The sequence below is a fragment of the Bacillus sp. MUM 13 genome, assembly GCF_001866725.1.
GTDB lineage: Bacteria > Bacillota > Bacilli > Bacillales > DSM-1321 > Peribacillus.
Genome location: NZ_MLYQ01000065.1, coordinates 39,906 through 64,014, shown reverse-complemented (window position 1 = coordinate 64,014; position 24,109 = coordinate 39,906). Strand labels below are relative to the sequence as shown.

Sequence of the window (24,109 nt, the reverse complement as noted above, 5' to 3'; positions counted from 1 at the left end):
CATATAAATTCGTTATAACACTTCTTGAAGGTTTAACCCTCAAGGAGTATGAATTAAATAATATTTCTCTTTTCGTCTCAATATAGTTTTCTAAATAAATTCACTTTTCTTTTCATTTTATTCTTGCTTAAATATTATTGGCTGTTGCGTTATTTATGAATCCTATTTCATAACCCTCTTTTTCTTCCACACTAAATCTTTTTACTACATATTGATCATAGTCTATTTCCAAGTCATCAGGAAAATCGTTGTCTACTAAAATAATTTGGTGTGCTACTCCTTTCTTTATGAAATTACTGGAGAACTCATCCAAATACTTATAAATCCTTAAATATTTTTTCGGATCGTCAAGTCCTTCTTGCTTATTTTCTTTACTTTCGTCTACTTCGTCTGCATTTTTTTTAGTTTTCCCTAAGTATTTTCCAACTGTATCAATCATTATTAAACTCGGATAATTTGTTTCTCTAAACAAACTATTTTTTAATAAGCTTGTAATATAACCAAGGGATACTAATGTTCTTAACCCTCCAGATGTTAGTTCTGTATAATTACGATCTCTTACTATTGGTAAATGGGTTTTATCACTTAAACTTATACCAAAAGCTTTCTTAATAGGAATATACTCAAGAAATTCCTTTAAATATGTTCCTATTTCGTATAACGTTTCTTCTATTGACGGAGTCTGCTTTTTTAGATTTTCTAGTTTAGTCTGTAATTCACCAATCTGTTTTTTTAGTAATTCCTCTTTTTGTTTTATTTCGCTTAATTGAGCCCTTATCTTCAAAAAGTATTCAATTTTATCTATCTGTTCTTTGAAAGTGTATAACTCAGACACTATCATATCCCTTTGAGATATATATGGAGATATGTACTTTTCTGATGAAATGTCTAAAGTACTTTTTGCTTTAGATAACTTTTCTCTCTCATCTGATAACCTATTCTCAATAATTAGTATTTCATCTCTTAATTGTTCAATTAAATTACTTAAATCCTTAGATCTATTTCTAATACTATTAATTTCCTTCTTGAGAACGTCCTCATTATGTTCCACGAAATGCTTTTTAATTTCCACTGTTTCCAAAATAGAATTACATAGTGGACATTCAACTTTTTGGCTATGTTGTAGTGCTAAACTATTCTTTACTTTTAAAGATGTTTGTAATTTATTAATATCATTTTGGTATTCTTTTTTTAATCTAATATTTTGTTCTAATTGTGTTTCTTTATGCGACTTTTGTGATAGTCTATTATTTATTTTTTCTTCTAATTCCAATACTACTTCTCTTAGCTCTTCCATTTCCTGATTATCAGATTTCATTCTTTCCGTTAAGTTATTTTTCTCATTCTCAAGATACTTAATTTTTTCTTCTAAACTTTCTCTTTTATCACGTAAGGACTCTTCAGTTGATAACTTTGTTTCTAACAAGAAAGAGGAAATTACAGTATATTTATTTATTAATTCCTTTTTTTCTCTATTTTTTTCACCAATTTCATTTTGTAGTTCTGTAATTTGAGTATCTAGTACATTATGTATAAATTTAAAAGTTTCCTTATTTTTTACGACCAGTGATGGATTTTTTCTATCTAATATCTCTCTACTGCCGACATCATCTTGATCAAAATAGCAATACTTAAATATATCTCTAAAGCTAAGTCTTACCATCGGAGAATTATCCTTTGATGGAGATTGTTTAACTTTTATTATGGGAATGTTTAAACTGGATAACAAAAAGTCTGAAAAATAGCCAGCCGGTCCTTCCTTATCATAATCCGGAGAATATTCGAGGGGAAATACTCTATTCATATTTTCTATATTTGAAGAGAACACATCTATATTTTCCTTAGGGTCAAAAATATTTCTCTTGATTGTATAAACCTTATCATTTAATGAAACTTCCAACATTGCATATTTACCATGTTGTTCAATTTCATCATACATATAAATCTTTTTACTTCCTAAAAGATAATCAATTAAATTCAATATACTTGACTTACCTGTATCCGAATCACCATGTATGATATTTATGCCAACATCAAAGTTAACAGTATATGATTTTTCTCTCCCGACTAAGACTAACTTGTTTATTATGAGTTTTGGTGACTTTAATACCATAACTATATCCCCTTTACTAAAGGATTGATAATTTTCTTAAGTTCATTTGTACCTAGAGATCTTAAAACTAGCATGGTTTTACAAAGTTCTTTTATTCTAATAATATAATCTGTGTCCAATTCATTAAATATTGACTTACCGTTATCTGACAATGTATAAAACAGTTCTTCTTTATCCTCTACCACTTTTAACATATTATATGAAATCATTAATTTAATTAATTCTTTAGCTGATTGAATATCCACAAGAGACATTTTACTTGGAAACAATGTTGTAACCGACCCGTATTCTTCGTTAAGCAGCTTAAGTTTTATTCGATGTTTTACTTCTAGCACTTTTCTCAACAAAAAAGGGTTTTTAACCAAAAAATCAAATATTATTAATTTATCAATGTTTATTACTAATTTCCCTCTTTGTGTATAAGCTAATGTATCAATAATTATTAAAAATCTAGCCAGTCTTAGATTAATATCATTTTCAGGTATAATAAAAGGTATATTATCTTTCACTTATATCCCGCGCCTTTCTAAAATCATCAATGTTTTTTATTGATTGATTCTTAGCCCACCATATTTCTTTATCCAAGTTATTAGCAAGCTGCTGAAGCATGCCAGTCTTCTTGTTAGCGTCAATGAGAGGAATAGTTGATTTAAGAAATTCTTTATCTCTATCAATAATATTTTCAAAAATCTTAACTACCAACTCGTTACTGGACTTTATTTCACCTTCTATAAATTTCACAAAGTAAATACGATATAATCTTTCTATGTTGCTGTATAACTCATTTAAGTCGTCTAGATTATAGCCTTTACTAATAAGAGCTCTAATCATATATTCAGCATTAAAAAATGTTTGTTTTGAATCATCAATAAGAGACTTGTGAATATCAGCAATCAGGAGCTTTAATACAAAAATTTCGTCATCTAATTTACCATCATCAACAAAACTCTTAGGTTTAATATCCTCCGCATACTGTATTTCTTTTACAAATAAGTCCAAATCTCTTTTTATCCCTTGATAAACTATGCTATCTTTGGTTTCAGGTTTACATATATCAAAATGATCATAATTACATGCAACCTTTAATTTTTTCCCTACTTGAAATGAAATTGCATTTTTTTCCTCTACAATTTCGTCAAATTGCCCATAGTAATATATTGTTTTAGGCAAGCTTTTTTCTTGTTGAATCCACTCATCATTTACTTTATCTAAAAATTCACTAAGTGGTTTCAAATCAATCACTTGAGGGTTTTTCTTTGCTAGTTTCCCCCCAATGTTTGCCCAGTTAGAACCTTTATGTGGCACAGCCAATGAAAGGAATAATTTTACTTTAGTTTTCTCGTTTTCATTTATATCATCAAGTATAAATGCTTTTGAAATTAATCCTCCCATACTATGAGCAATTAGAATTATATTTTCATAGTCAGGACAATATATATCAATTGATGATTTTAAATGTTCACTTAAATTTTTTATACCGACATTCTTCTTTGCTTTAGACGAACTTCCAAAGAGCGTTCGAACTATTCCATTTGAAAATCTAGCTTTTTTAAAATCTAGCAGTTTAGTAAAATAGTTAAAATATCCTATATCAAAATTTTTATTAATGAAGTCTTCCTCTAATAACATCTCAGGTAAAGCCTGTTTCATAGAATTAGTCCATGTTTTAGAATCGCTAGTAAATCCATGTATAAAAACTAGTAAATTTTTCTTATTATCTTTTTTAATAAACTCAATTGGCGGTTTCAATTATTGTTCCCCCTAAAACGTTCTTTACAATACATATTTTAACATTAGAAAGATATACATTCCATTTCGCGACAAAAATTACAATTTATATATTTTTATTTACCAATTTAGAATACACTAAATACATAAATTAAAGAGCTAATAATGCGGAGGAATGTATGATTAAAGTCACTTATCGTTTGCATGTTGAAGGACCTAATGAAGAAGATATTACCTTGAAGTTGAAAAGAGATGCAAAACGTACACTATTAGAAGGTAGATTTTCAGTTGGAGAATGTATATGTTATGGATACAATTGGAAGGAGGAGACTGTTGAAATTTATATGGATGTGTTTTTGCCTCTAACTGTCCCTAATGAACATATAACTATTGAAGCCGGTAAAAAAGCTTGGGATGCAATAATTCTATTAAATTTCTTATATGGTTTTAAAGTGTTAAATGATTATCCTTATCCTATTGACATAAAAACTAACCAATTTCCTCCTGAAATCCTTATTGAATCTAAGAATAAAAATATAAATCAAATTCATAGATTCTTAGGGGGTATCTATAAACATCATAAAATTAAACATGGAAAAAATGAGCAAAATTTAGAAAAAATTTATTTAACAAGTATTAATTTTTATGTAAAACATCTTGATGCTTTGCAAGCAGAACTATATGAGGATGCTTTATTAAATTTATATAAAGTTTTCGAATTAATCGCCCGAGATTATTATAAATTCAATAAAAAATTAGAAATGAATGTAAAGTCAACATTTCAGACCTCTTTCATCAATTTTTTAGAAGGTGCATATAAAGAAAAGTATGACAAGAACAAACATTTACAACTGCTTACTAAAATTGAAAATTTCGTTTTTTATGAGACTTTAAAGGACTCACGAAAAATTGTTATGTTAGCGAATGAACTAAACATAAAGAAAAGTGAAATAGAAACATTACAGCGATTTTGTAAGACTAGAAATAGTATTGCCCATGGGAATACCGAAGAGAATGATTTAATTTTTGATTTGGTTTCTGAAGGTTCTTTTATTGCTAGAAAAATACTTGCTAAATTAGTGTTAAATGACAGCTTTTCAAACACTTATCCTGATTTAACCATAAGTCACTATGCTTTCTCATAAAGATAAGATAAACCTAGCTCGTCAGCTAGAGCTAGGTTTTATAAATTACTAACCTAATAACTATTCCCCTAATATTTCCCTTAATCTAAATTAAGAATAAGTTTCCTTTATGTTGGATTCTGTTTAATCTTTTGAAGTAAACCCGTAGAAATAGGAACCTCTATTATTTTGTTTACCATCACTTGTGATACGGTTCGCAGAAAAGTTGGATGGGCTAAACATATAGGATTGATTATTCTCAAGTTGTCCTATCCTGTATAATAATTTTCCTAATCACTATCAATGTATGGAGGTTTATAAGTACTTATAAACAAATTCGAAAAAGAGAATTGGCTAAACACATTAAAACGTGACGAAAGCCACCATCCAACTTAAAATATTCAAATCACTATTCCACAAGAGTAAATTATTGGTAAACAGATATAATAAATGGTAGTATTACACAAATAATAAGTGGGGTAGGTTTGAATTATGAACAAGAATTTTGACAGACTTTTGGATGAAAAAATACCGCTTTTAATCCCTGTTGAGATTATGGAGGATTATAACGAAGTTACAAATGAGAATCTAAGAGCAAAGACTAGAGCTACTAGTCTTAGAAGATGTTTGGAAGGTTCAATACAACTATTCTATAGAGAAAAAATGATTAATTTAGGATGCGTTACTAAAAAAGAATGGGATAAAAAACGTTTAGTTGAACACATTGAATTAATTGGTGAACACATCGATAAAAACATTGCATTTAAGTTTAACAAAGTTAGGTTAATAGGAAATGCTGGTGGGCATTTTCATTCTACTGTTGAGCATTCGCAAATTAACAACTTAATTACAATAATAAATGAAATAATAGAAGATTTGTTAGTTAAGTATTTTGAAGAATATAAATTTGGTAGTCAAAATAGCGTTCTGACAATTTTAAGTAGCTTACCTCCCATTCATAGGGTTAAGATTTTAGAAAAAGTGCGAGACAATGATAAGAGTAATATTATTTTAATAGAAAAATTGTCCATGGCTTACTTAAAGAATGGTAATTTTGAAAAGAGTATTCTTTTTTTAACAAAAGTTTTAGATGAAAAAATAATAACAAAATATCAGTATTCAATCTTAGTTGAAAAAATAGAACTACTGCATAAATCACTTGATAAATTTGACATCTCAAAAAATATACTTGATACTGCTAGAATATTTAAACAGCTTAGTAGAGTTGGTGTCGCAGCAGAATATGAAGAATTTATGCATATTTTTTCAGTATTAGTAAATGGATATAGTGCAGAAGGAGCCAATTAAAAAGTTATTTATAATATATGCGGTAAATCTTTCCCAAATATGAATATATAAAGCCCCTGTTGCTGAATGATAAAGAGATTTTACAGGCGCTACAATATTTTAGGACCGATAGAATTTTCCATCTGTCCTAAATATTATAGCGCCCTTTTATTGACTCTATCCCCAAACGCATGTTTTGTCATTGCTTCACATTCGATTAACCTGTTAAATTTGAATCAATTCTAGCTTTTTCTTTGTCCCTACTCCTTAATTCTTCTAATCGAAGTACACTAACTTTTAACTCTATTTTTTTGTTTACCATCACTTGTGATACGGTTCACCTTAACAAATGCTAATCTACTCAATAATAAAAGAAGCCTATTAGGCTCCCTCTACATTTAGAACTATTTTGGATACTGCCTCACAATGCGCCGTATGCGTAATCATGACGCAAATAATTGTTTTATGAAAAGAGATGTTCCCCCTCTTTATAGGAGGGGTTAAGACTTAACTAAGTTCTTTTACAAAAAATGCTTTTAAGCCGTCCATAAAATCATTCTCGATATATATCGCCATACATTACATCTCCGGGAATCCATTTATTATGTAGTACACGTCCACCTCGAACTTCCTTTTTTCTTCTAGAGGTAAACTTCCACTTGTTAATCTCATCTATTTCCCTTGTTAAGTTATAAACTAGAATACTATTTAGTTTAGCCATGTGGTAAGCAAATTTATTATAAATAACATTTGCCTTAAAATACTCATGATAGACCTCACCAAAAATCCCATTCTGGGCAAACAATACTTTATTAAATAAAGTTATGCAAGCTTCAAAGTCATCTATATAATCCTTATTATTAACACTATCTAAATTGACCTCTTCAAAATTTAGCTTAGTCTTTTCGGTTACCCGTTTATGCAAAGTTAATATTCTTTTCTCAACAATATCCTTATTAAATATATTTGCACGAGTTAAGCCTTGTAATACCTCTTTATCTTCACCTATTACTTTTTTAATTTTTCTGAAGCTAAGTCCTGAGAAACGTTCAATATCATAAACGTAATATTTTAGCACCTCTAAATCTTCTTTGACTATAAGATTGTATACCTCCAATGCCTCTATAAGCTTAAATTGTATTTCTATAAATATATCTTTTAGTTTTTGATTGATTGGCAATTCTCCATCCACAAAAACACTGGTCAAAAGTTCTTTATTTTGCTCAAGATATCTAATCAATTTAGCTTCATGAGTGTTTTTAATTGTTTCTTCTTTTAATGAACCACTGACAATAATATATGGCTTTTTTTTATCACGCTTACCAGCTATAAGTTCACCTAACACTTCATGATAATAATTTATACAAAGCTTACCATATTCACTTTTGTCATCAAAATACGGAATTTCAAGATACAAATTCGATAGTCTAGTATTTTCTTTTATAAGATTCATAAATGCTTTTTGTTTCTCATATTGATACTCCACAATAAAAAAGCTTAGTGCTACTATCGTACTTGCAAATATTCCTGAAAAAATCATAACTAAATATGATCTCATTGTTTCAACATTTATTTCCGTGTGTATATGCAAAAGCTTCTCAATTGTATTTCCAATGATATATAATATTTCCCCATCTACAAATTGAAGGAACGTAAATACAATAAGTGCAATAATAGCTATTTCAAACGCTCTATTAATATTAATTCTTTTTGTTCTCATATCTACTATCCTCATTTTTTTCGAAATTGGTAAGTGTTCTACACTATGATTTTTAAAAATATAGTAACCTTTACTTATTAAATTTTGATTCTTTAATTCTTTACATAATATCTAGAGTTTCTTTTTTCTAATGTAAACTTTGGCATTTGATTTCTATGTTTTCTACGATAGAAGCATAGTAAGGTTTCTTAGAAAACCGCTTATAATCACCAATTACATAGAACTCATTTTTAGCACGGGTAACAGCTACATTTATTAGATTAGGCTTTGAACATGACCAGTTTGCTGCTCCATCACCTTTTTCGTCTGTACCAGTTACTAAATAAACAATTTCCGCTTCTTTTCCTTGAAATGTATGGACAGTACCTACAGAATTCTTCAACCAATCATTTAATATGTAGAAACTTGCATGTTATTTAATCTCTCTTTTAATATTCCTTTAATGCCATCCTTAACTGCTGTAAACGGAGAAATTATATATACATTGGGAGGACCAGAGTTTTTCTTCCATAATTCAATAATATGGTCTGCAACCAATTCTCCTTGTTCTTCCACGAATTGACGGTTTTTAGCCGATCCCTTACAGTTAAACCAGATACTCTTGCCTTGCCCCTTTTTACCCAATACCATTTTGTTATCATAAGCTATTTCGTTCGCAATAGTAAACATTGGATTTAAGCATCTTCTATGAACCCATAAAGGTATGCCAATCCATTGACCATAACTGTTGGACATTCCATATGGATTAGCTGTATCTGCCATGGTTTGAACTGAGGTTCCCATTCCAATATATTTATCACTTACGTTGAAGTACTTCTTAATATCTCCTAAAATTGTTTGATCTATTGTTATAACTGGCTCAATTTGAATTGGGTCACCTACTACTATCACATTTTTAGACCTCCATAATGCACCCGCCGATTGTTGTGGACTAGCTTGTCCTGCCTCATCTATAAATAAATAATTAATAAAGTCCTTTTCTATACCTTGATACATAGAGCTAAAACTTGCAAAAGTTGTACTTACTAAAGGAGTAATTAAATGAACAGTTTGCCACATATTCTTTAAGTAATCTCTATGATCCTTATAGTTAAGATCTAGATTGGAACGATTAATTAGTAAACGTAAAGTTGATTTAATGGCTTCAAAATTAAAGACTAATACCATTTTATGGATTTTAATGGCCTTTAAAAACAATAATCCTCTTTCGAAATTTAGTTCATCTGTAAGCCAAATGGTATTTAATTGCCGAAATTCGTATGCCTGTTGCGTGTTTGACCAATATTCTCCATCAGGTAGTACCAGCCCCTTCAATTTAAAATCTTTTAGCTGTTTTGTAAAAGTAGATTCCCTTTCTTTGAATTCCTTGATCATCTTTTTAGATTTTTCAACCTTTTTCCTTTTTAAATGAACCTTACTTCCTTCTTCTTTCAAACGAGCAATAATATTATTGAGTTCATTTTCCAATTCTATTTTTTTTGTATTTTTCTTACCTAAGACCTTTTGAAAGAGAGAAAGTTTTGGTAGGGATTGAATTTGCTGTTCTGTGAGTTGCTTTTGCTGTTCTAAATGGGTCTTCTCATTCTCTGAATACATTAGTTCTTGAATAAGTTTAGGTAATTGTTGTTCTAACATTTTCAACTGGACAATAGAAGATTTTATACTCTTAAATTCGTTATGAAATTTCTGGAGACTCTCCTTTTTTTTCTTTATAGAATTAAGAGTATCTTCAAATTCTTTTACAGCATTCTCCCAATCCTTAATGCTTACTTGTTTACTATCCTGTTCAAGTTGTTGAAGAAAAGAATATTCTTCCTTATTACTTCCATACAAACTCCAACCAAATGTTGATATATTATCTGATTTACCAAGAGCTCCTGAAAATAATCCCCATGTCTCATCATTATTACCTAATAGATTCTTTGCCGCAGTTGGATACATTGACAAATTCTTCGCCTCTTTAGCATATGACTCTTCATAATTATTAAATTTACTTTCACCCGGAGGACGTATAACTTCACCTAGTTTAGGAAGATCCTTCGAGATATTTTCAACTGCTCCATTGTTACTTGAAGCAACTACCATAGAGTACTCCTTAATTTTTGAATCCAATAAATAGATGGGATAAAAGAAGCCACTTAAATTAATAGTTTTTACTTTTGTAAAAGCTTGGGTGGGGGTATCCAATTGCACGATTTTTTCAGCTCTTTGAACTACAATATTAGCAAAGATATCTTTTAATAAAGTAGTTTTTCCTGTTCCAGGCGGTCCATTAACAGAACTAATTTTTTGATTACTATTTATAATTTGATTTACAGCAACTTGCTGCATTAAAGACAGTCTATGCTCTACCGGAGATGGCCACCGACCATCCGGTAAATTAATAGGCTGTAAAACGTCTTCGATATATCCCTGATTTTCATTTATATCTAAGCGTTCTTCAATAGCTACTCCTTCAACAAACTGACTGAGTGCTTCGTTTTTTCCTTTTTTTAAAATTAGTTCTAAGTCATTTAAATAGAAGCTATTAAAATTCTTTGTTGTAGAAGTTTGATCTACCCTCATCACTTCAATCTCTAAATAATTTAATGAACAATCATCTAATCTATGAAAAAATTGTTGGTAAACTTGTTGAATTAAGATTAAGGATTCCTCTGTCACTCCATTAATAAAAACGGTTTGTGTTTGTTCTTCAAACAATTTCAATTTACTCCGAAAAGGATTTAATAGTTCCTCATATTTCACCTCTGAAGTTTCTGCCAAAAATTTTATTACATACATCAAAAAAGGAACAAATATTGAATCCTTTATATAGTTGCCTTTATCATCAACCAAAAAAGAAAAACCAAATAAAGTTTTATTTTCTTTATTAATAATCTCATCCTTATTTTTAAAAATATTACGTATAAAGCTGACAAATTTATGATGGTCAAAACAAGCTAAGTAATAGCGGAATTGCACTTGATGTTTTTTACTTTCCTTTACTATTACGTTCTCCCACGGTTTTTCATTAAGAGCTATCAAGCGTGTTCGGTTTCGATTTTTATTGTCTATAAAATAACTTTTTTCCAAAACTTCTCCCTTACCAGGAACTTCACTTGGGACTAATGCTTCGACTAAGTGCCAAGCCTTTAAAACCCTCTGTGTTTTTGTAACTTCCATCTCTTCACTCCTACAGTCATAACATCTCGAAAACATATTAAAGATAAATGATATCATAATCAAAATTTGGAAATATAGGTTATATAATAAAAATTCAAATAAATATATTTTGCATATATAAGTAATGAGTCTTTTTGAATAATTTATACAAATTAAAAGACAAACCTTTTTCAGACTTGCCTTAACTTTATCCTTTTTTAGATTCTCTTATTTATTTTATAAATCTCTAATTTAAGTTCCTTTTTTGAATTTACCATCACTTGTGGTACGGTTCACCGTGATGAATCTATATGAGGTCACCCACTTAGTTTTTTTCTACCAAATTAGATTCATCTTTGAATACTGCTAATTCGTCCGAACCCGAACCGATAATAGGTTTGAGTATATCATTATTTCATATAATTGCCTTTTAGGGATAAAAGACCACTTCTACTTGAGGAAGTGGTCTATATAAAATTATAATCACCAATATGTGTAATACCTTCTTTTTTTAAACAGTCAAATAAAAAATCGCCAAGAGTGGCGTTTTGATTAAAGGTTGTTAAAGATACCACCCTATTTCCTTTGTGTATACACTCATTGGAATAGCTCTAGGCGGGATTCTGCTGTTCTACGGAATCAGGCACAGCACCTTTGAATTACGCAGCGGCATCATCTATTACAGACTTCCATATGGGTAGAATCTCTTGTATTCCTTCTATTCCTAAGCCGTTTTATATTCCGTTTTCTTATCCTTATACAAATAATGGGACAGCAGAAGAACAGCTTAAACAGCTCTCAGTACTCCCAGCATTTCATGAAAAATCCATTAACAATCGCCCTTTTTTCATTCTGGTTGTTTATTACATTGGCTTTTATCTGTTTATTTATAAAAAAGGGAAAATCAAGAACCAGGAAAATAAAACCACTCTGATCAGCAAGCAAAAATAAAGACAGGAATTTGAGCACATAAACAGCTCAGCTTTCTGTCTTTTCTTGGTTTTTCTACTTTATAATGTGAACCATTTTTCCGTGATGCTTGTAAAGCATCTTCTTTGTGTTGTATTACATCGTACAAAACATTTTATAACCATTCAATAATCACCAATATAAGTCTTCTTGCATATTCTATATCAGTTACGGGTTTCTTTCTTGGACAAGTAATATTTTTGAATACAGAGGTGATTTTATGTCTTGCAGAAAATGCGGACACAGTGATTGCTGTTGTCCGAATAGGGTTCCGTTTCCGGTCCCTGTTCCTGTCCCTGGACCTGCTGGACCACAAGGGGCAGCAGGTGCAAATGGAACGGCGGCCTCTACTGACTACGCATTAATTTATCAATCGACTGCTCAGTCTGTTGATCCCCAAACCGATGTTACGTTTGATACAAACGGGGTAATTTTCGGTTCCATTGCCCATACCGTGGGTGACTCCATCATTACCATTAATACGCCAGGCAACTATAAAGTTATTTTTTCAGTAACAGCACAGGAGGAAAACCAGTTTGCACTATTCCTAAATGGCACACTCGTAGCGGGAACCATTTATGGATCAAATAATGTTAGTCAGCAAAATACAGGAGTGGCCATCATTACCATTGCAGGCACTTCCACACTTACCTTACGAAACTATATTTCAACAACGCCTGTATTACTAGAAACACTTGCGGGCGGGACGGCAAACAACGTCACAGCCTCAATTCTCATCCAGAAGTTATAAAGAAGGAGGTCTTATCTTGGAGACTAGATGTTCAAAATGTAAGCTGCACAGCTGTTCGTGTTTCATAGAACAGTCATGCTTTTATAGATCAAGTTCTTTCATTCCGACGGCTATCCCAGGTCCACCGGGTCCTCCTGGGCCTCCGGGACCTCCAGGATTTTCATCGGATCATGCGTTTATTTACAATTTAAGTGCCCAAGCCTTAATGCCGGAAAACGATATCTTGTATGATAGCAATGGAACAACCATTGGCGCCATCACCCATACACCGGGTACAGCAGGGATCCTGATTAACGATCCGGGTGATTACTATATTTCTTTTTCTGTAACAGGAAACATCACTAATCAATTTGCCTTATTTAACGGAGGAGTGCTCGTTCCCGGAACAATCTATGGTTCTGATGATGCCGGCCAGCAAAACACGGGACAAACCATCCTAACCGTCGATACAGTACCAGCTACTTTAACTGTCCGATACCATACGAATATCGTTCCGCTGACGGTTACGTTGCAAACGGAGGCGGGTGGGTCTCAAGCAAACGATACTGCTTCTGTTTTTATCCAAAAGCTTGGTGCCCAGACTACTGTAACGGTGGCATCCAGTGCAGATCTGCTGGCTGCGCTAAATAACAATACCTTCAGCCGGATCGTTTTAACTCCGGGCATCGCTTATAATATCAGTACCAGTCCGGCCGTAATTCGGACGAGCGCTGTCCGGCTGATTTCTACGGCAAATACTTCCGTAACTTTCAACATCGATCAGGCATTCAATTTTATTACAATTGGTGCAAACGTGACGCCTATTGTAAATCGCATAACAAATATTACGTTAGGTGTTACCTATGCCACCATTCAGGCAGCCATCAATGCTGCTGCGAATGGAAATGTAATTGAACTGTCTCCAGGTACGTATAATGTAACTGTAGGTATTAATACACCTGATGATCAATTGCTAATTAACAAATCAATTACCTTAAGAGGAATTTCTTCTGCATTAACAAATGTAGTGTTTGTATCCAATGGAAATTCGCTGGATCTTCCGTATATGGTTATCGCGGCAGATAATGTGATTGTGGAGAACATTAATTTTACCGGACCGACTCCGGCTATAGTTGGAGCCGGTGATATGAACAGTATCTTTACTATCCCCGCCTCATTTGGCCCGCCGCCAAGTATTTTTACGAATATTAAAATGCGTTACAACATTTTTAATGGCGGGCAGTATACAGGCTTTATTGCTGCTGACAGAATGCAGTTTATTGGCAATACAATTTTCCATAATTTCCTGCATAATTGTCTCGTACTAACATTTAACATAACATCTACTTTAATTTACGGAAATATTTTTAATGGAAGCACAGACAGCAAAGGCGCCATCTTAATAGAGAATTCGTTTGGCGGGGAATTTGCGCAAGGTCTAATGAATATCTCAAATAACTCAGTATTCAGCTTCTTTCAGTTCATTGTTTGGGATACGGTAGCAGTAAATGTAAGCCTTGAAGTTACCGAAAACTATGTCAATCATACCGGCAACTCCTATTCTCCCGGCATTACGGCTGCAACCTTTTCGTTTTATATTACTGGAGGGTGGGACTTCTCAGGTTTTACCGAGATTTTGTTTCAAGAAAATATTTTCGTTAAATCAGATTTACCTAATGGTCTAGCTGTGTATCTGGACTATGGCGGAGGAGGAACGAACCTTCCGGCTGCAGGGCAAATAAAGATACTTGATAACTTCTTTAGTTACCTCCAGCCTTGGGGGGGCCCTGGGGATACACTGCTTCCCGCTGTTCCTCCACAGCCGGTATTGCCAATCGGCTATACAACTGGCCCGCCAGTTACAGTAACGATGTTTGTTATTCAAGGAAACCAGCTCTTCTAAAGAAGAAGACCATCCGCTATGTGCGAAATGGTCATTTTTTGTATGAAAAATTATTATACAAGGTGGACATTTAACGATTTGCTCAGATATAAGAGGATATGGCGAGGCTTATTAGACTTATTACCAACAGGATAATTACAACTAAAACTCTTTAACCAGATTTTTAAGTAAATTTTGTTTTGTCACAATTTTATTTCAAGGAAGGTATTAATTTATTCTATCGAGATAAATCATAAAATATATATTTTTAGTTTCCCTATTATAAGCAACTTTTCTCGTAAACATCAATTTTCCTGTTTTTAACTTTGTATTCTATTTTTTTGAATCCTGAATGGGAAAGATCGACCAAAGTAAAAAAATGTTGCTATCACTTAAGCAATTAGTGAATTTTTGCATTTAAAAAGAATCTGTCGCTGACTGATCCGGTCATGTCCCAATAAAGTTCTTCTGCGGCCAGCAAGTTTGAAGTTTCCATCATGCAGCATTTCAATTACAGATACTGGTATCCCCTTTTTTTCACTTAACCGCTTAAAGTCATTGTACAAATATCGAATTTGCAGACTGAGAAGCTTCAGATTGGTAAAATTCCCCGCTGACCGTTTTAATCGTAACCGCCCACATCCGATATTGAAAATTTCCTATTACCCTTTTTTCATTTTGAAAACTAACATTCTAGAAGACATTCCTGCACAGCAACCAATTTCCAGCATTGTTAAAGCAACAACACTAGCAATTTTTTTCTTGTTTCAGCTAGACTGCATTACTAATAAACAGTTTGCGACCTCCGCTGATGGGTTAATACAGCCAACACATTTTTCAAGTTAAAGACTGAAAGCCGCTTATCGAATAAGCGGCTTTTCGGAAATTCCAATATAACAGCAAGTATTAATCATTATTACTTTCAGTAAATTCTTTTAAAGCTGATAATTTATTGTCCCAGTATTCCTCAAAATAATGAAGCCAATTTTTCAGCTCTTTCAAAGGCTGCGGTTCGAGGCTGTACACAGTTTCTCGCCCTGCTATTTCGCTTGTTGCAAGGCCTGCTTGGCAAAGAACCTTCAAATGTTTGTTAACTGCAGTACGGCTAACAGGGAAGCAGGACGTTATAGCTGCGATGGACATTTCCTTTTCAGCAAGCATAATTAAAATACTGCGTCTTGTGGGATCTGCAATTGCATGGAACACATCATGCTTTACCGTTGATTGTGTCAACTTATGCCTCTATTTGTGCTGGAAGTTTCTCGGAAATAATCTTATCCCACCCATTGTCCATTATGGCGCGCACCACTGCATGCGGCTGGCCAAATTCTGTTGTTCCTTCTTCATCCCACCCTGAGTGAGTTAATGTGAACAATGTTTTTTCATCTTCAAGCTCTTTCAATTCGAATGTAAGGTGCCAATCCTTGCCCCATTTAATTCCTACACGGTACGGTGGCTCCAGTTCTGTTACAGTGCAGGGTGAATCTCCAAATTGTCCTGTTTGAAGAACAAAGCTTTGTCCTATTACAGGCTCGAAAGTATTGGGCATCCACCACGAGGCAATACCCTCAGAAGTTGCAGCAGTCCTCCAGACTGTTTCAATTGGTGCATTCAGCACTATAGTTTTTCGAATCTCAGGCATCTTTTTCATGATTTAACATTACCTCCATTTTTAGCGCATATAAATCTGCTGAATTAAATATAACACCTTTTGGTTTCATTTTAAACCTTATTGTTGATTTTATTGGCATAAGCCTTGGAAGTTTTCTAATATCAGGAATAGTTTAATTTTAATCCCAATCTTCACAAACCTATTCAAGGTGTTATTTGGACTATCATCAGTAAATATTCTTTTATTACCCTCAATAACTCTAGCATGCATTAGAGAAAAAAAGGCCCCGGATAGTTTTGGTGTTTTAATGAGTGGGTTAAGCAATCCACATTGATTACTTTTAGGTAGTTGGTTTTCAGGTTATAAATCCTTACGTAGTTAAAATTGCGCTGATGGAACTGGGTCACTTTTATTAAAAGAATTTAGGAATGAAGTTTTCTAATGATGCTTCCCTTGTAATCTGAGGTAGCTAGAGATAATGCGGGGATGATGAAATCAGGATCGAACAGGATAGAAAGTACAATCAAAACAATGTTGTATAAGTTTAGAGACCAAGGCTCCTTAAATGTGCCTTGTTTTTTTGTTTAGGTCATGACTATATCCCTAGTCAATATTCTCTCGATTTCAACAAAATAGGCATTTTATTCAAATTTGTGGTTTAAAATTAAATAAACAGGGAATGAAAAACCGATATCCTTCTCGTTCAATCCACCCAGGCCATAAAAATGTGGCTATTTCTCACTATTTTTCTAGCATTCTTACTTTAGTAAAATTTAGTTGGAAATATTTATGTTCGATTTTCACAGGAGGTTTGACCATGGAGCGCAATGAGGCACGAATGAACAGCCTTAACAGTGCCATAAGCCAGCTGGATTGAATGTTTCCAATGGCTTCTGCTGATTTCAAAAATTTAATTTTTCAGTAGTAACGGTTGATTTTAAAAACTAAATTAAGGATGTTTTATAAAAGAATATAGGCTACGGCAGTGCCATCATTATCTTACCTATAATCGCCTCCATGCTGCTTGGCGCACATGTCACTATGCCAAGTGGTTATGATTGGGTGGTCTTGTTCGTAAATTCCAATCCCAAACCCAATCCTCTATTTATATTAGATTAACGTATTCGAGGATAAAGATACTGTCGGTTCTTACTTATTTAGAGGATTGGCCGTGGCATTTTCAGGGTTAAACTATTACGCTCAGGATATTTTTACAGGGTTCCTTTTTTGATAAGCCGCGCTTAGCATTGCCTTTTTAATTTGGCACATGTTTTTATTGGCCATGATTTTTTAGCTCACAATTAACCACCTGATGAATAGGAGGATAGCTCTTGGACGCATAAAACTAATAACCCCAGATATATCCAAAATTAATCTTTCTCCTTACATACAAAAGGCCATATCGCCATTATTGGCTGCTTATTAATCAATGCTGGCAATGGGATGATTATGTCTGGGTGATGGTTGTGATGCTTGTTCTCGGCTTTGAAACCGTTCTTTTATTGCTGGTGTTCATCACGAAAATCAAACCCAAAAAAATATTAGATATGTCGCAGGAGGTTCAGCCATGTCTTTTTTTCAAAAATTATTCAGCAAAAAGAAAATGGAAAATCAGGAGCTGCTGGAGAAACTTTTGACTACCAGCAAAGATTTCAAAATAAACGATATTATTTTAAGAGAGATTATTCCATTCTTCAAGGAGAAGGCAGCAGCGCTTGGACCGCGGGAATTTCACCCTTGGATAGAAGAATGGTATTTCTCTCAGGAATGCCTTCAATTTGTGTATACCCATTTCAGTATAGAAGACCTTGATCAATTATCGCTGCAACGGGATAAAGCGTATGATTTTTACATAAATGATGTAATCGGCGAAACGTTGATCGAGGAGGAAAAATATCCGGTAGAGGTGGATGAGTTTAATCCAGACGTTAAAGCAGCTTATTTTGTGACAGCGCTTAGGATAAGGGATATTGTTGGGAATTCTCTTCCTTATTAACTAGTAAGCCTCTTCCAAATAAGGCCTATGAAAAAAACAGCGGTTATGCCATTACTTATATCGATCCTTTTGTCAAAAAAGCTGAAACCCGGTAAAAAGCATTAATGAATTAAATGTTGAAATTATTAAGTAGAGAAAGAGGAAAAAAGCTTATGTCGTTTTTCAAGAAATTATTCAGCAATCAATAATGGAGAATGAAGAGTTAATGAAGGAATTTATTCTTAACGCTAAGGCGCTTCGAATAAACAAGATCATCTTAAATTTCTTGAGATAAAGATTTTTTACAGATTCCTTGTAGCGATTAGGAGAAATCGGGTACTGTCCCTTTTAGGAGGTCATGAAATAGTTACATATTGTTGTCCCTTCTTCAAGGCAAAATCGTCTATGCACACAAAAAAAACCAAAAAGGAACTTATTGTTCTTTTTGGTCTGATTATAATTCTTAAAAAATCTTCTTCCTGTCTCTTTCTTCTTTTAAAATTTCTACCGCTTCCCGGAAACGCTGGGAATGTACGACTTCCCTTTCGCGCAAGAACCTTAAACTGTCATTTAAATCACTATCGTCTGAAATGTCAATTAGCCATTGATATGTAGCTCTTGCTTTTTCTTCTGCAGCTATATCTTCATAAAGATCGGCAATCGGATCGCCCTTAGCCTGAATATAGGCAGCAGTGAAAGGGACACCTGCAGCGTTATTGTAAAATAAGGCACTGTCATGACTCACATAATGTTCAGCAAGCCCTGCTTCTTTTAACTGCTGTGGTGTAGCATCTTTTGTTAATTTGTATATCATGGTAGCGATCATTTCCAAATGCGCGAACTCTTCCGTGCCTATATCATTCAGGAGCCCTACAACTTTATCCGGAATGGTGTAACGCTGATTTAAATAGCGGAGTGCTGCTGCCAGTTCTCCGTCTGCTCCACCGTACTGTTCCATCAAATACTTTGCAAGTGTGGGATTGCATGTGCTTACTTTTACCGGATACTGAAGTTTCTTTTCATAAAACCACATAAATCCTTCCCCTTTGCCGTCTTAAATTTGCCATGGCCATGGAGTTCTTCCCCAGCCCCATTTAGCATCTGTTAAGCTATTTCCATATTGCTGAAGAGGCCCATATTTCGCCTCAAAATTTGTCTTAAGCTGCTGGGAATATTGCGCGTATTCATTATACTGCTGCATTGCCTGCTCATCTCTCGGATGTGTGTCCAAATATAGAGTTAATTCCACTAGCACAAAATCCGCTGCCTGTATTTCTTGCAGCTCCTGATAATATTCTGGAGGCAATTGTTTCATAGCCCCATACCTTCTTTCGCTTTATAGGGATTTTCATAATAATCCCAAAGAGCAGGCCACAAGGTGCCCTTCATCAGCGCTTCATTAGCAGGATATTGCTGCAAATTCGGGGGCTGAAACCCCAGATACAGATTTGGGGGAGTTGAATAATATTTTACTCCCAAGGGCCTGCAGGGATCGAATAATCCATGAAAAGGCCGGTATCCCTTTAATGGAGTGAATGAATAATTAGCTGTATTGTCCACTCATAACACCTCTTTTATTGGCTATCTAACAACAGCATATTCATCCTTTTGGGAAAAATGCCAAAAGTGAAGAATGTTTATGTTCAAAGGTACACAATTGCGATTGCCCCCCTTAAAAACTGCATTCTTCAAGTTATTCTGCAGGAATTTTTTGAGTACTGGCAGAATTAATGATATGGGATAAATTCAACAGGAGCTGAAAGGAGATTTTTATATGCATTCAACCTGCAGAGATCGAGAAGATATTAAAGATTTCATTACAGAGAACAGGCAGCTTTTTGAGAAGAAACTATTATCTGAAGCAGTAAACGTGGCAGAAAAAATAAATGATATTTTAAGGACCGGCAATATCGATCTTTTAAAAAATGCTGAAAGACTAGTGATTTATATAGTAGAAAGCAATAAATTGGAACTGACCGACTTTGCCCGGAAGGAAGGAATAGCGTGGGCACAGCATTCTCTTACACTGTCCTTTAAACTCGAATGGGTCCAGGCAATCAGAAGAACGCTGTGGGAATTTCTGCATCAATTTGAACAGAAAAGAATTAAGCCGAGTGAGCGTGAAAATTTCTTTTCATTGGAAAAGAGAATTAATGACAGCATTGATCAATTTCTCAATAATTTTTTTATTAGCTACTCTGATTACAAAGATGAATTAATTAACAAGCAAAGAAAGAATGTTGAACATCTTTCGGTCCCAATCATTCCGATCAGCGAACAAGTGGCTATCCTTCCGCTGATTGGCTCTATTGATTCATATCGCATGGCAACAATAGAAGAAAAGGTATTGAATGATATAGCGAGATTCAAAATTCAGTCTCTAATTATGGATTTATCCGGGATAACCGATATGGATGTCGAGGTTATTGACAAATTTCAAAAAGTTCTCGATGGCATCGATATGATGGGATGTACTGCAGTAATAACCGGATTGCGGGCTGAACTTGTCAGAAAAATGATCCATCTCGGCATTTCCTTTGACCGGAAAGCAATTACAAAAGGCACGCTGCAGCAGACAGTCCAGGATTTTATAAACCTTGTTTAGCACATGCGCCAGAAGCAAAAAAAAGGCCACGGGCAATCGCTGTGGCCTTCCTTACTAACTTCATCTGTGTAAAATGATTATCATCTTCGTGTGAATGCGCTAGCCCCATAAGCACTGCCTGCCGAAGCCTTGCATTTACTTTTATTTCAGTACAAGCTTTACATTCGATGATCCATATTGATCTTTAAGCTCATAATATTTATCACTTACAATTGTAAAATCCATACAATTTCCGCTGATAATAACTTGTCCATTTTCCTTGTCAACAACATCATAGGTAATTTTACTTTTCCCAAAAGTTTTATCATCTACTTTTAAAAGTATCATTCCTGTTCACCCCGTCATATGAATAGAAGCAGGAGACATGATGAGTTTTCTAATTCCTATAATAATACAAAATATTCAGAAAGTATAGAAAAATTTGACATAATTAGGAATAAAGCTTTTTTTTACTATTTTATCTGATAAAATAAGTTAATCCACCATTAGATAAACTTATTTCCCTTCCTTGTTTTCATCATAGAAATCAATATTAAACAAATTGTACGAGTCATCTGGTTCTATTTCCTCAACTGGCAGTGGAGCTTCATCAGAATTGTGCCCTTTACGGCGCCGATTTACATCCTGGAACTCCCCTTCAAGAAATTCTGCCTGCCCATGCGAAAATATAATTTTGACTTCATTGTTATTTTCGTCCGTTGCCTTTAAAAGAACATAACTGTCTGATGCCTCACGGAGTGTTACATTGCTAAGTGTTATATTCATGTTTTTCAGTTCATATCTTGCTTTCATAATGATACCAGGGCCTCCATAGAATTCACTCATAAATTATAGATAAATCATAACATTTATTTTCTGTTTACGGAATTAATATCCACATGGTATTGGAGAGCTTTTACTTAGCATACTGATAAATTCCTTACCGTATACTATGAAGAAAACATTGAGGAGGGTTCTAAATGAAAAAAATTGAGATTGAACGTGGATTGTTATCCGAGATTCTTGATTCAGGAATAGAGGGCTCCGAAAAAGATGATAGAGAGCTCCATGATATCCTTAACGAGGTACTTGAGGTTCAGTCCGAATTTAATTTATAATTGTCTGCCTTAGAATCAAAACATTCTTAAAGAATTATCATTCTGTTTTTAGGGGGGAGCACTCTGTTATCGTTATTCCAGGGTGCTCCCCCTCTTTTTAATTACTTCCCCGCTTGCTCATCTATATCGGATATTGAGCATTTGCAGGTGCTGATTCTTTCAGCTTTTGCAATCCCCTGTTGAATCCTGTTAACTGGTATCCTCATGAAATGATTCATAAAACGTTCCTCCTGATGCAGGTTTTCAACCTTGAGTTGCCTAAACCCAAATCATAATAGTGAGTAAGCTGCATGCTGCATGCTGCGTGATATTATCATGAAATGCTTTTTTATACTAACGGTTTCCGTTATAAGGTGCAAAAAGTTTTTAGCACGTAAAAACCAAGCTGGAAAGTAATGAAATTGAACAAGAAAACGGCAGCGGTTTCGCTGCCGTTTTAACATTATTTTTAGTATAATCCAAGATAATACCAATTTTCATCCATTTTCTCAATGTCTTTGGAATCCGAATTAAATGCCTTTTAGATGGCTTTTGGTCATTGGGCGTATATGCGAATCCTGAAAAGTTATCCATTATCCCGCGATAAGTAAAAAAGAGAATGTTATAATCATCGCCAGATTTCTGATAAATTCAACAAAAATAAAAAGTAAAATCTTTACGCTTTCACTCTCTATATGTACTGCTTAATATAACTTTGCACCTTAGAACGGAACTGTCAGTTGAATATACAGCATTTTTTATAATTCCTTATGCAAAGGGCACCCTATACATGAAGGAAAGGAGGTCAGTTAATGGCACGCGGCAATGAATTCGAGCATAAGAAAAAGGGACATCCCGGAAAGTTTCCAGCTAACACTCAAACAAAACAGCATACAACAGAAGCTCAAGAAGATGAAGAATTTCTAGTTGTACAAGAAGCATTTAAAAATCGTATTGAAGATGCTGACTAAATTAAAAAGAGGATCCTATCTTAGAGGCAGGATCCTCTTTCAACTATGCTAAAATGCATGCGGCAATGAAGTACATCAATTTCATGTTTTTGTTCCAAAAATGCTTTTATCGGTGAAAGAAATATCAAAGAGGCAATATCTTACTTTCAGGAAAATGAAACACAGTATCTGAGGGGGAATAAGAAGGATTACGAAGCAGCTAGAGCTGCAAAATGGGGTGTTTTACCTTTCGTAACTTCCGGATTTCTTAAGATATATCTTTTATTCCGCCTAATTCTATAGAAAATACTTTTTGTTTTTCATCTTCGAGAAATAATGTCTGCTGTATAACATTTAACTTATGGATTTTCCCTTTGCAAGTCTTTAATGAACCATTTTTATAATAATTAATTGTTAATATCCTGTTCTTCCTTAGTTCTCTAAGTATCATAGCTGTCTCCTTTTTGTTAAATTTATTCTTTATATTTTCATTATACATGCTGCCTTCCAGTTTGTGTTTGAACAATATGTGAACATTTGAGCAAACTCTGTTCAATATTTTGTAAGCGCATTTATCTTCCTGGGTTTTACATGTTACATGTGGCTTGTTTTATTCTGGAAACTAACATTGGCTTCCATTCATTCTTTCATACTGCTATGAACATAGTGTTAACTTTGTGTTAATTGAATATTAAGCTCTAAATCGGCTTAATACAGCATGATTTGCAAAATGAACACTGAAAAACCCGCAGGATCATGCCTGAACAGCATCTGTTTCCAGCAGGTTTTAAAGTAAGCGGACACCATTTTAGCAAATGAAAAAATCAAGGACAAAATCTATTAGATAAGTAAATTTTTTCTCTCCTGCAGCAGCTTTACATTATTTTCTTTTTCAAAAATTTTAATGGCTTCTTTTATGCAGCTCTGCTCTGACTCTGCACCATTCTTTTTTACCCGTACAGGTGTATGCCCATTGGCGAATAAAAAAATCTGATCGTCGGATATTTGAAGACGTGCATCTACTGCAACAGTTTTTGAAAAGATTAATTTTTTTATTTCCATATCAATCACCCCTTACAAGAGATAATTCGACCTTGAAATGAATATTTCCTCTTTCACTTATCCCAATTAAAACTGTGCTGTTGCTGCCTCACTGATGCATTCCCCTTTTTCATGAATGGCACACGGATACCTGTT

At 33.8% G+C, this 24,109-nt stretch carries 25 protein-coding genes; 10 read left to right on the top strand and 15 right to left on the bottom strand.

Annotation, left to right across the window (positions count from 1 at the left end):
• Positions 1-127: 127 nt before the first annotated feature.
• Genes BIV59_RS15870 through BIV59_RS15860 form a run of 3 tightly spaced genes read right to left on the bottom strand, consistent with a single transcriptional unit; the run spans position 128 to position 3,862 of the window.
• A complete protein-coding gene (locus tag BIV59_RS15870) occupies positions 128-2,113 on the bottom strand; it encodes an AAA family ATPase (RefSeq protein ID WP_071352422.1) in 1,986 nt (661 codons plus the stop codon).
• Positions 2,114-2,115: 2 nt separating this feature from the next.
• Positions 2,116-2,622 carry an ABC-three component system middle component 4 gene (locus tag BIV59_RS15865; RefSeq protein WP_071352421.1) on the bottom strand — a complete coding sequence of 169 codons (507 nt, stop codon included), beginning with the start codon at positions 2,620-2,622 and terminating at the stop codon, positions 2,116-2,118.
• Positions 2,612-3,862, bottom strand: a complete 1,251-nt coding sequence (locus BIV59_RS15860; RefSeq protein ID WP_083392211.1) for an ABC-three component system protein — start codon at positions 3,860-3,862, stop codon at positions 2,612-2,614. The genes BIV59_RS15865 and BIV59_RS15860 overlap by 11 nt, the downstream gene beginning before the upstream one ends.
• A 158-nt stretch (positions 3,863-4,020) precedes the next feature.
• Here BIV59_RS15860 and BIV59_RS15855 point away from each other — a divergent pair, with 158 nt between their 5' ends.
• Complete coding sequence (locus BIV59_RS15855; protein WP_071352420.1) at positions 4,021-4,986, top strand: hypothetical protein; 966 nt, start codon at positions 4,021-4,023, stop codon at positions 4,984-4,986.
• A 471-nt stretch (positions 4,987-5,457) separates the two neighbouring features.
• Entirely contained in the window at positions 5,458-6,273 is an 816-nt protein-coding gene (locus tag BIV59_RS15850) for a hypothetical protein (protein WP_071352419.1), read from the top strand.
• A gap of 532 nt (positions 6,274-6,805) precedes the next feature.
• Here BIV59_RS15850 and BIV59_RS15845 read toward each other — a convergent pair.
• The 3 genes from BIV59_RS15845 to BIV59_RS15840 all read right to left on the bottom strand — a co-directional run bounded on the left by BIV59_RS15845 (position 6,806) and on the right by BIV59_RS15840 (position 11,134).
• Positions 6,806-7,972, bottom strand: coding sequence for a hypothetical protein (locus BIV59_RS15845; RefSeq protein ID WP_071352418.1), 1,167 nt, complete (start codon positions 7,970-7,972; stop codon positions 6,806-6,808).
• Positions 7,973-8,099: 127 nt separating this feature from the next.
• A complete protein-coding gene (locus BIV59_RS24095; RefSeq protein ID WP_240501926.1) occupies positions 8,100-8,354 on the bottom strand; it encodes an AAA domain-containing protein in 255 nt (84 codons plus the stop codon).
• Between the two features lie 8 nt (positions 8,355-8,362).
• Positions 8,363-11,134, bottom strand: a complete 2,772-nt coding sequence (locus BIV59_RS15840) for a DEAD/DEAH box helicase family protein (RefSeq protein WP_240501925.1) — start codon at positions 11,132-11,134, stop codon at positions 8,363-8,365.
• A gap of 566 nt (positions 11,135-11,700) precedes the next feature.
• Between BIV59_RS15840 and BIV59_RS24475 the strand changes: the two genes are divergently transcribed.
• From BIV59_RS24475 to BIV59_RS15825, 4 genes are all read left to right on the top strand, one after another.
• Complete coding sequence (locus tag BIV59_RS24475; RefSeq protein ID WP_481747441.1) at positions 11,701-11,814, top strand: hypothetical protein; 114 nt, start codon at positions 11,701-11,703, stop codon at positions 11,812-11,814.
• Complete coding sequence (locus tag BIV59_RS15835) at positions 11,807-12,064, top strand: hypothetical protein (protein ID WP_071352417.1); 258 nt, start codon at positions 11,807-11,809, stop codon at positions 12,062-12,064. Before BIV59_RS24475 ends, BIV59_RS15835 begins: the two co-directional genes overlap by 8 nt.
• A gap of 238 nt (positions 12,065-12,302) precedes the next feature.
• Positions 12,303-12,833: a hypothetical protein gene (locus BIV59_RS15830; RefSeq protein WP_071352416.1), complete on the top strand. Its 531-nt coding sequence runs from the start codon at positions 12,303-12,305 to the stop codon at positions 12,831-12,833.
• 205 nt (positions 12,834-13,038) lie between these two features.
• A complete protein-coding gene (locus tag BIV59_RS15825; RefSeq protein ID WP_139194390.1) occupies positions 13,039-14,715 on the top strand; it encodes an autotransporter outer membrane beta-barrel domain-containing protein in 1,677 nt (558 codons plus the stop codon).
• A gap of 885 nt (positions 14,716-15,600) precedes the next feature.
• Here the strand turns inward: BIV59_RS15825 and BIV59_RS15820 are convergent.
• Together BIV59_RS15820 and BIV59_RS15815 are read right to left on the bottom strand one after the other, a co-directional pair.
• On the bottom strand, positions 15,601-15,927 hold the full coding sequence (locus BIV59_RS15820) for an ArsR/SmtB family transcription factor (protein WP_071352414.1): 327 nt from the start codon (positions 15,925-15,927) through the stop codon (positions 15,601-15,603).
• A 1-nt stretch (position 15,928) separates the two neighbouring features.
• Entirely contained in the window at positions 15,929-16,336 is a 408-nt protein-coding gene (locus tag BIV59_RS15815; protein ID WP_083392212.1) for an SRPBCC family protein, read from the bottom strand.
• Positions 16,337-17,873: 1,537 nt separating this feature from the next.
• Here BIV59_RS15815 and BIV59_RS15810 point away from each other — a divergent pair.
• Entirely contained in the window at positions 17,874-18,302 is a 429-nt protein-coding gene (locus BIV59_RS15810) for a hypothetical protein (RefSeq protein WP_071352412.1), read from the top strand.
• Positions 18,303-18,744: 442 nt separating this feature from the next.
• On the opposite strand, the gene cotJC is transcribed toward BIV59_RS15810, so the two are convergent.
• From cotJC to BIV59_RS15795, 3 genes are read right to left on the bottom strand one after another with little or no spacing between them, the layout of a single operon-like run.
• Positions 18,745-19,314: a spore coat protein CotJC gene (cotJC, locus tag BIV59_RS15805; RefSeq protein WP_071352411.1), complete on the bottom strand. Its 570-nt coding sequence runs from the start codon at positions 19,312-19,314 to the stop codon at positions 18,745-18,747.
• A gap of 21 nt (positions 19,315-19,335) precedes the next feature.
• Entirely contained in the window at positions 19,336-19,596 is a 261-nt protein-coding gene (locus BIV59_RS15800; RefSeq protein WP_071352410.1) for a spore coat protein CotJB, read from the bottom strand.
• On the bottom strand, positions 19,593-19,841 hold the full coding sequence (locus BIV59_RS15795; RefSeq protein WP_071352409.1) for a spore coat associated protein CotJA: 249 nt from the start codon (positions 19,839-19,841) through the stop codon (positions 19,593-19,595). Before BIV59_RS15795 ends, BIV59_RS15800 begins: the two co-directional genes overlap by 4 nt.
• A gap of 214 nt (positions 19,842-20,055) precedes the next feature.
• Here BIV59_RS15795 and BIV59_RS15790 point away from each other — a divergent pair, with 214 nt between their 5' ends.
• On the top strand, positions 20,056-20,886 hold the full coding sequence (locus BIV59_RS15790; protein ID WP_071352408.1) for an STAS domain-containing protein: 831 nt from the start codon (positions 20,056-20,058) through the stop codon (positions 20,884-20,886).
• Between the two features lie 141 nt (positions 20,887-21,027).
• Here BIV59_RS15790 and BIV59_RS15785 read toward each other — a convergent pair whose 3' ends face one another.
• Entirely contained in the window at positions 21,028-21,213 is a 186-nt protein-coding gene (locus BIV59_RS15785; protein ID WP_071352407.1) for a hypothetical protein, read from the bottom strand.
• Positions 21,214-21,381: 168 nt separating this feature from the next.
• Positions 21,382-21,678 carry a hypothetical protein gene (locus BIV59_RS15780; RefSeq protein WP_071352406.1) on the bottom strand — a complete coding sequence of 99 codons (297 nt, stop codon included), beginning with the start codon at positions 21,676-21,678 and terminating at the stop codon, positions 21,382-21,384.
• A gap of 167 nt (positions 21,679-21,845) precedes the next feature.
• On the opposite strand from BIV59_RS15780, the gene BIV59_RS23750 reads away from it, so the two are divergent.
• A complete protein-coding gene (locus tag BIV59_RS23750; RefSeq protein ID WP_170846173.1) occupies positions 21,846-21,983 on the top strand; it encodes a hypothetical protein in 138 nt (45 codons plus the stop codon).
• Positions 21,984-22,774: 791 nt separating this feature from the next.
• A complete protein-coding gene (locus BIV59_RS23745; RefSeq protein ID WP_170846172.1) occupies positions 22,775-22,933 on the top strand; it encodes a hypothetical protein in 159 nt (52 codons plus the stop codon).
• Between the two features lie 247 nt (positions 22,934-23,180).
• On the opposite strand, the gene BIV59_RS15775 is transcribed toward BIV59_RS23745, so the two are convergent.
• Entirely contained in the window at positions 23,181-23,411 is a 231-nt protein-coding gene (locus tag BIV59_RS15775; protein ID WP_481747440.1) for a YolD-like family protein, read from the bottom strand.
• A gap of 341 nt (positions 23,412-23,752) precedes the next feature.
• Positions 23,753-23,974, bottom strand: a complete 222-nt coding sequence (locus tag BIV59_RS15770; RefSeq protein ID WP_071352405.1) for a hypothetical protein — start codon at positions 23,972-23,974, stop codon at positions 23,753-23,755.
• Positions 23,975-24,109: the final 135 nt, after the last annotated feature.

Bases quoted from the DNA above. Each gene is read 5' to 3' on its own strand.
- BIV59_RS15770 (WP_071352405.1), bottom strand. From the start codon at position 23,974: ATGGAAATAAAAAAATTAATCTTTTCAAAAACTGTTGCAGTAGATGCA.
- BIV59_RS15825 (WP_139194390.1), top strand. From the start codon at position 13,039: ATGCCGGAAAACGATATCTTGTATGATAGCAATGGAACAACCATTGGC.
- BIV59_RS15800 (WP_071352410.1), bottom strand. From the start codon at position 19,596: ATGAAACAATTGCCTCCAGAATATTATCAGGAGCTGCAAGAAATACAG.
- BIV59_RS15840 (WP_240501925.1), bottom strand. From the start codon at position 11,134: ATGGAAGTTACAAAAACACAGAGGGTTTTAAAGGCTTGGCACTTAGTC.
- cotJC (WP_071352411.1), bottom strand. From the start codon at position 19,314: ATGTGGTTTTATGAAAAGAAACTTCAGTATCCGGTAAAAGTAAGCACA.
- BIV59_RS15780 (WP_071352406.1), bottom strand. From the start codon at position 21,678: ATGAAAGCAAGATATGAACTGAAAAACATGAATATAACACTTAGCAAT.
- BIV59_RS15835 (WP_071352417.1), top strand. From the start codon at position 11,807: ATGGGTAGAATCTCTTGTATTCCTTCTATTCCTAAGCCGTTTTATATT.
- BIV59_RS23745 (WP_170846172.1), top strand. From the start codon at position 22,775: ATGGCACGCGGCAATGAATTCGAGCATAAGAAAAAGGGACATCCCGGA.
- BIV59_RS15810 (WP_071352412.1), top strand. From the start codon at position 17,874: ATGTCTTTTTTTCAAAAATTATTCAGCAAAAAGAAAATGGAAAATCAG.
- BIV59_RS15855 (WP_071352420.1), top strand. From the start codon at position 4,021: ATGATTAAAGTCACTTATCGTTTGCATGTTGAAGGACCTAATGAAGAA.
- BIV59_RS15870 (WP_071352422.1), bottom strand. From the start codon at position 2,113: ATGGTATTAAAGTCACCAAAACTCATAATAAACAAGTTAGTCTTAGTC.
- BIV59_RS15785 (WP_071352407.1), bottom strand. From the start codon at position 21,213: ATGATACTTTTAAAAGTAGATGATAAAACTTTTGGGAAAAGTAAAATT.
- BIV59_RS15850 (WP_071352419.1), top strand. From the start codon at position 5,458: ATGAACAAGAATTTTGACAGACTTTTGGATGAAAAAATACCGCTTTTA.
- BIV59_RS15815 (WP_083392212.1), bottom strand. From the start codon at position 16,336: ATGCCTGAGATTCGAAAAACTATAGTGCTGAATGCACCAATTGAAACA.
- BIV59_RS15775 (WP_481747440.1), bottom strand. From the start codon at position 23,411: ATGTATAATGAAAATATAAAGAATAAATTTAACAAAAAGGAGACAGCT.
- BIV59_RS15845 (WP_071352418.1), bottom strand. From the start codon at position 7,972: ATGAGAACAAAAAGAATTAATATTAATAGAGCGTTTGAAATAGCTATT.
- BIV59_RS23750 (WP_170846173.1), top strand. From the start codon at position 21,846: ATGAAAAAAATTGAGATTGAACGTGGATTGTTATCCGAGATTCTTGAT.
- BIV59_RS15790 (WP_071352408.1), top strand. From the start codon at position 20,056: ATGCATTCAACCTGCAGAGATCGAGAAGATATTAAAGATTTCATTACA.
- BIV59_RS15830 (WP_071352416.1), top strand. From the start codon at position 12,303: ATGTCTTGCAGAAAATGCGGACACAGTGATTGCTGTTGTCCGAATAGG.